This is a genomic window from Aurantibacter sp. (assembly GCF_039941195.1).
Taxonomy (GTDB): Bacteria; Bacteroidota; Bacteroidia; order Flavobacteriales; family Flavobacteriaceae; genus Aurantibacter_A.
This window is the reverse complement of sequence record NZ_JBDVFA010000027.1, coordinates 82,667-88,821: the sequence shown is the minus strand read 5'-3', so window position 1 is coordinate 88,821 and position 6,155 is coordinate 82,667. Positions and strand designations below refer to the sequence as shown.

General features: G+C 31.4%; 7 protein-coding genes. All 7 read left to right on the top strand.

All coding sequences use genetic code 11. The features are described from left to right. The coding region (locus ABJF52_RS05185; protein WP_348147275.1) for a hypothetical protein at positions 1-434 on the top strand (434 nt) is incomplete at its 5' end. Positions 435-800: 366 nt separating this feature from the next. Continuing rightward, positions 801-1,910, top strand: coding sequence for an alpha/beta hydrolase (locus ABJF52_RS05180; protein ID WP_348147272.1), 1,110 nt, complete (start codon positions 801-803; stop codon positions 1,908-1,910). Between the two features lie 120 nt (positions 1,911-2,030). Then, a complete protein-coding gene (locus ABJF52_RS05175) occupies positions 2,031-2,777 on the top strand; it encodes a DUF6090 family protein (RefSeq protein WP_348147269.1) in 747 nt (248 codons plus the stop codon). Positions 2,778-3,046: 269 nt separating this feature from the next. Next, positions 3,047-4,123 (top strand): DUF6090 family protein, encoded by a 1,077-nt coding sequence (locus tag ABJF52_RS05170; RefSeq protein ID WP_348147266.1) that lies wholly within the window; start codon positions 3,047-3,049, stop codon positions 4,121-4,123. Between the two features lie 180 nt (positions 4,124-4,303). Further along, positions 4,304-4,786, top strand: a complete 483-nt coding sequence (locus ABJF52_RS05165) for a hypothetical protein (protein ID WP_348147264.1) — start codon at positions 4,304-4,306, stop codon at positions 4,784-4,786. A 305-nt stretch (positions 4,787-5,091) separates the two neighbouring features. Next, positions 5,092-5,232 (top strand): hypothetical protein, encoded by a 141-nt coding sequence (locus ABJF52_RS05160; protein WP_348147261.1) that lies wholly within the window; start codon positions 5,092-5,094, stop codon positions 5,230-5,232. 118 nt (positions 5,233-5,350) lie between these two features. Continuing rightward, positions 5,351-6,154 (top strand): helix-turn-helix domain-containing protein, encoded by an 804-nt coding sequence (locus ABJF52_RS05155; protein ID WP_348147258.1) that lies wholly within the window; start codon positions 5,351-5,353, stop codon positions 6,152-6,154. Position 6,155 lies beyond the last annotated feature (1 nt).

The following is a 6,155-nucleotide window of genomic DNA, read 5'->3' as shown; positions in this document are numbered from 1 at the left end:
CCCCTATTGTCGGCAGTGAAATCAACTATACTCCGGCAACAGGAGTTTTAAATGACATCATTAGTTCAGGTAAACTTAATATCATTTTAAATAAAAATTTACGACAAAACTTGGCCTATTTTGATAGTTCATTGGATTTTATAAACAATCAATTAAATGATGTAGAATTCACAGATAAAAAATTACGTACTATTCTTTATGAAAAGGGAAGTATACGAAAAATAGTGATGGATATAGGATTTATGGATTTTGAGCACGTGTCGATTTCCGAAAAGCTAGATAACAAGCAGATGTTCGAATCTGTTGAATTTGAAAATTACCTATTGGGTTATCAATTGTTAGCTAAGGCTACAAATGGACCGCTGTTTTTTGGTCGTATAAAAACGGAAATAGAAACCATACTTACGGAGATTGAGCAAGAACTAGCGAAATAATGTAGGTACTGCAATGGATATAACCAAATAAGATAAATTGTACTTAATTAAAAGCTTGCGCGTATTTTAAAAGTCCGCCAACATTTATATTCCGAAGCCTCGGGAGGCGTTTCAAAATCAAATAAAGATAGCTTGCTTTTGCATAAAAAAAAACACACAAAAGTCAATTACACCTACTGTTAAATTCTCCAAAAAATAGTTTTATATTGCAATTGCATTTATAATGCACATTCCCCCTACATTTTAGTAACAAAACAGCTATACGTACGAAGTACGCTATGCATTGCTATTGCAAAATAGTGGTAATAGATAAATATAGTCCTTGTTGACCGTACTAAAAAAAGCCAACCAACTAAGTAAGGATTAATGACAATTTTAAAGAAAATAGGTAAGTGGTTTCTGATTTTATTAGGAGCACTTATTGGGTTTGTATTCGTTGTATTAATAATCATCAGAATCAATAGTTTTGGAGAAGAAGAACCTTTTTTAGATGAGAAGGGTAATGTGCTTCCGAATAGTATTGCTATGCACGAGGATATGACCATAAATGGAGTACCCCAACGAATTACTATTCGAGGAAAAGACAAAAACAACCCTGTGTTGTTAATAGTTCACGGCGGACCAGGGGCACCCATTTTACCTGTAATTTATAAACTATCAGGAATTGATTTAGAAGATTTATTTACGGTTTGTTATTGGGATCAAAGAGGCTCCGGACTAGCCTATAATGACAGCATTCCTGATTCGTCCATTACCTTAAAACAAATTGTAAATGATGGTTTAGAACTATCGAATCACTTAAAACAGACTTTCAAAAAAGATAAGATTTACATCGAAGGTTTATCATGGGGAACAGCGGTAGCAGCATATATGGTTCAAAAGCAGCCAGAATTATATCACGCCTATATTGGTAGTGGGCTGATGGCGAATCTATCACTTTCAGAAGAATTATCTTATGAATTTGCCATGTCTGAATCTCAAAAGCACAATGACACCATTGCAATCAATCAATTAAAACAAATTGGAAAACCGCCTTATGTTGAAAACTCAAAAAATACAGTATTCGAAGCCTTTGAAATAGAACGGCAGATTGTAATGAAGTATGCACCGATAAAATTAGATACCGATTTTAATTTTATTAAAAGTATGTTTTTAGATAATGGGTTAACGTTTAGCGAAAAATTTACAGATATGATCAATAGTCCGGAAACTTACTATCCTGCTGCTAAGATTTTACAACCTACTACTATCGATATGAATCTAATGCGTGATATTCCCGAATTGAAAGTGCCCGTTTACATACTGCATGGAGACAATGACCATTTTACTGAAACGTCTGTAGCAAAGATGTATTTTGATTCAATTATTGCGCCCACTAAAAAATGGTTTTTATTTGAAAATGGAACGCCCGGTGTACAGGTTGAATATCCAGAAAAATATCGTTCAATATATCTCAATGAAATACTGAGAAAATAAGTAGTATAGCATGTATAGTCAAAATACCGCTGATAAAACAGTTTTGCCCAGTATTAAAGGATTGCTTCAAAATCGCTTACTAGTCAGCTATATACTTCATTATAACCAACTATTAACCAAATGATTAAATTCTTCAGACGAAAAAGGAAAAATCTACTTTCAGAGAGAAAGATTGGAGAATATTTTAAATATGCAATTGGCGAAATTGTGCTTGTTGTTATTGGTATTTTAATAGCCCTACAATTAAACAACCTCAATGATGAACGGAAAACTGAAAATGTAAGGCAGGTTTATTATAAACAATTATTACAAGATTTTAAGAACGACAAAACATATATAGAGAATACATCTTTAGCCATAGATTCTAATATGGTAAAATTTAAAGCCTACAAAGAAATTTATAATCAACCAAACTTGCCAATATTCCAAATAATTTCTCAAGCTAACAATTTAGATTGGCGATTATTTAATGTTCAATTCAAATCTAACACCATACATACATTACAAATTACGGGTGACATCAAATTAATACCACCAACCATTAGAGAACAATTAATCCGTTTAGATAAATATAAAGAAGAAACAGAAAACTTTTCTAAATACAATAATGATGAAGCTGCTAAAGCGGGTTCAACGGCTGCTAACAGATATGGGAGCGTAGAATTTGCATTTAAAAACATACAAAATCAACCCAAACTATTGGAATATGTATTTGATGAAAAAAACTTAATCGAGCTTCTTATTATGGTAGAAAGGCATCAATTTATGAAGATTGAATCGGAAAAAGGAAGCCTTATAAGATTTAAGAAAATTCTATCTGATATGGAAGAAATTAAAATTCTTATTAATAAAGAAATGAAAAAATAACGAACGTACGACCCCAGCTATGATTTATTGTTTCCATCTAATTAAAGCAAAACAATTAACATTAAATAATCTAATTTTTAAGTGGCAAGTACTCAGGTCCATTCCACAACAAAATTATAGCAAAACCGTTGAGCACCGCTATAACCAAACCACTCACCAAATGATAAAATTCTTTAGCGTATCAAAACATGATTTTGCAAAGCAAAATCGAATATCCGTAAGACATTTGGTAGCGTTAGCCGCTTGCGGAAGATTTAAAACCCTTAAACATGATTAAGTTCTTTAGACACATAAGACAACGACTACTCTCAGAAAATAAGTTCAGCAAATACCTACTTTATGCAATTGGAGAAATTGTGCTTGTTATTATTGGTATTCTTATCGCGCTTCAAATAAATAATAAAAACGAACAGCGAAAAACCGAAAATAAAATTGTTTCTATTTTAAAAGAAATACAAAATGATTTAGGACTGGATATTCAAAAATCGGACGAACTAATTGCCTATTATAAAACAAAAGATTCAATCATCAACTTAATACAAACAGATAAACTAACCTTTGATGATTATAAAAATGAAAATCGAAATGCTTTAAGATATGCTATTATGAACGCTTTTCATATGAAAATTCATGCTAATGGATATACTAACCTCATAGAAAATATTGATAATGTACCAAAAAAACTGAAAGCAGTTATTGAGCCATTACACGAGATATATATTTATAACAAATACGAAATAGACAAGTTCGATAATCGAATGGACTTTATTACAGATAGAGTGAGGGACGAGTTAGCCAAAAGTAAAGATTGGTATTACAGATTAGATCGGCCTCAATTAGAAGATGAGATGATTAATTTTTTCCTGAATGACCCTTATTATAAAAATGATGTATATCTATACCAAAATGCTGGCTGGGTACACTTGGCATATAATGTTACACTATTTAGAGAAAATGCAATTAATGCATACAAACAAATTAATGCCCTTATTGAAAGTGATGAAACGCTTCCCGATTTTATACCACATAATTTAGTGCATCTAACCACAGCACAACTACATGAATATGTGGGTGATTTTAAAGTTGTAAAGTTCGAGGGGTACAATGGTCCAATTCCAGATTTAAACTATAAAATTCAGATAAAAGACAATGGTTTAGTAGGCGTAACGAATGGAGATCTTGAAGATATGGATTATTTCTATTTTGAAACAACAGATAAGATATTTGGTCAGACTGATATTTACCTTAAAGGAGAGTTTGTAAGAGATAGTTTAAATGAAATTACATCTTTATTTATTATGAAAAATGGAATGGTAGCTCACTTAAATAAATTTGAAACGAATTAGAAGAAATTAAAGTTAAGCCCTGTATATTTAATGGCCTTGGCTAGTTTTTAATTGGTAAATTCCGTCGGTAGTTTTTCTGATTAATATTTGTTTTAAAAGATGAAAATGTTCCGATTCCACTAACTAAACGCGACAAAATGAACATTTAAAGAAATTTAAATAACTAAATACAGGATAATTATGAAAGAAATACTTGAAGAATACGCTTTAATTGCTGAAATCATATCTGCTATAGCTGTCGTTATTTCGCTGGTTTTTGTAGGATTACAAATTAAGGCCAATACAAAAGCTACACAAGCATCGACGTTTCATGAGATTGCTGCTTTAGATATTAATATACTTTTAAGTTTAGGTGCTACCCAAGAATCATCAAGAATAATTTCAACTTTTAGAGAGAATCCAGATGCCTTATCGGAAGATGAACATAATCATGGTTTTCACTTATTTGCTGCGGAAATTCGGCATGTTGAGAATTTATTTTTGCAGAACGAAAACAAAATGTTAAGTAAAAAAAATTGGGAATCCAGAAAGTCATTGGTAAATGGAATGATCCTATCACCAGGTTTTGGGGCGTTGTTAAAAAGTCCAAACAAACAATTTTTCGATGGCGCTTTTATTGAATATGGAGAAAATTTAAGAAAGCGTTTCGAAAAAAAAGAGTAAGTGTTTTAGTTAAAAGTACTAGTGCTATACCGAATAAAAATAATTACTTGGTGCTATTAAGTTGGCTTTTACTATTCTTCCATAAAAAATGACGAATTGCCCATAGCGCTGCGTTGTGCTTCATTAGATTAACCACTAACCACTAACCAATGATAAAATTCTTTAGAAAAATTAGGCAAAACTTACTTTCGGAAGGAAAACCTGGAAAGTATTTGTAATACGCTATTGGTGAAATTGTACTTCAGATTAATAATTGGAACGATGAACGTAAAAACGATATTAAGGAATACAACTTATTAACTGAAATGCTTGGCAATCTCAAAACGGATTCCATTGATATGTCTGGAAATGTTGCACGTAATACAAGAGCTCTTAAATCTGCAGAAGCTATTCAAAAACAACTTGAAAACAGAATACCTTGGAGTGATACTATGGCTACACATTAAAGTCGTTTAAGTTCATTTTTCTTTTTCCTTTAATAATAGGCTGATATGTGCTAAATTTAAATTCCAATACAGATTATAATTTTCTATTTCGTCCCCCCGTAATTAAAAGTTAGCATGGATGAATATAAATTCTATTAACATAACACAAATAGTAAACGAAAAAACTACTAAGGTTAGCAATGATGATTTTGCTGTTTGCTGGATAAAAGATCAGGTAAGTAGCATTGAAATAGATAATGAATTTTACGAAAATGTATCAAATTCTATTTTTTTTCTTGATTCTAAGTACCATTGGAACATTCATAGGGAAAAATCGAACTTCTCATCGGGTTATGTTCTACACTTGACTAACGAAGTTTTAAATAATCCTATTTTAAGTAATCTTCATATTAACAAAGTACGACTATTCAATTCAGGCGAAATCCCCTTATTTAAATTAAGTCCGGGTATTGAAAAAAGAACGCAAGCTATTCTTGAGATGATTGACGAACTTATAGGGTCGGAGCTAAATCATAAAGAGGAAGCAATATTATCTTTATTGAATACATTTTTTGTGTACTGCGACGGACAATGCAATATTAAATCTATCGCTTCGAAAAATAATTCTAAATCGAATATGGTCTACAAGTTTAAAAAGTTAGTGGACCAACATGTAACGGAATATCATGAAGTAGCTGAGTATGCCAATTTATTGAACATTACACCTAAATACTTAAACGAATGTGTTCAAGAAGTCCTTTACGTAGGTTCTAAAAGTATTATTATTGAGCAATTACTTATGCGGTCGCGCCATGATTTAAAATTTTCAGACAAAACCATAAAAGAAATAAGTTTTGATTTAGGATTTTCAACTCCAGATTATTTCAGTTACTTTTTCAAAACCCATACAGGTTATACGCCTTCAGCATTACGTAAAAACTAAA